Source organism: Streptomyces sp. NPDC004752 (assembly GCF_053601275.1).
Map to the genome: position 1 here is coordinate 1 of NZ_JBSGBN010000319.1, position 1,026 is coordinate 1,026.

Consider the following 1,026-nt stretch of genomic DNA (forward strand, 5'->3'; position numbering starts at 1 on the left):
TGACGTCCACCAGGACTTTGCCGACCGCGCGGCTCTCGACCGCGCGGTGCGCGTCGGCGGTTCGGTCGAGGGGAAAGCGGATCAGCGGCAGGCCGTGCTCCTCGCCGACCGGCAGCGCGCCGTCGCGCACCGCGGCGGCGACGTCTTGGGCGGCCGCGGCGTGTGCCTGCGGACCGGCCGTGTAGAGCACCAGGAACTGGAGGCGTGTGTTCAGCACCATGTTCTGCAGCACGTTCAGTTCGACCGGCTTGCCCCCGTCGTTGGCGTAGGTCGAGATCGTGCCACGGGTTCGCAGCACGGCCAGGTCCAGTGCGAGGTTCGTGCCCAGCGCCACCTCTGCGACGATGTCGACACCGTCGGGGGCGACATTGCGGATCTCGGAGGCCGGGTCGCCCTCGCGGTAGTTGATCACGTGGTGGGCTCCGGCGGCGGTGGCCAGCCTGGCTTTCTCCGGGCTGCTGATCGTGCTGATTACGGTAGCTCCGGCCCACCGGGCGAGCTGGATCACCGCGTGCCCGACCGCTCCGGCCCCGCCCGCGGCGAGCACCACCTTCCCGTCAAGTGCCCCGGCCCGCAGCCGACGCGGCCCGTCCTCGGCGACGGTGAGCGCACGGTGCGCGGTCAATGCGGGGACTCCGAGTGCGGCGCCGACGTCGAAGCCGGCCTCGTCGGGCAGCGGCACGGCCTGGCCGGCGGGCACGACGGTGAACTCGGCGGCGGTGCCGGTGGGCCGCCCGGCGGCCGCCATGAACAGCCAGACCCGCTGACCGACCCGGCTCTGGTCGACACCCTCACCGACAGCGTCGATCGTGCCGGCGCCGTCGAGGTGCGGGGTGATCTCGGAAAAGTGTTTGGGATGGCCGACGCCGGAGCGCGCCTGCCAGTCGGTCGGGTTGACCCCGGACACGGCGACCCGGACGCGAACCTCGCCGGCGCCGGGCGCCGGCAGGTCACGGTCGACGAGCCGGAGAACGTCGGGGGCACCGTTGTCGCGGTAGATGATGGCCTTCATGATCCGTCCTTGGA

Annotated in this window: 1 protein-coding gene; it reads right to left on the minus strand. The window is 72.3% G+C overall.

The window, feature by feature from the left end; all coding sequences use genetic code 11:
* Window positions 1–1,012 (minus strand): NADPH:quinone reductase (locus ACWEKM_RS46650; protein ID WP_451627384.1); only part of this gene is annotated, 1,012 nt, incomplete at its 3' end.
* Window positions 1,013–1,026 lie beyond the last annotated feature (14 nt).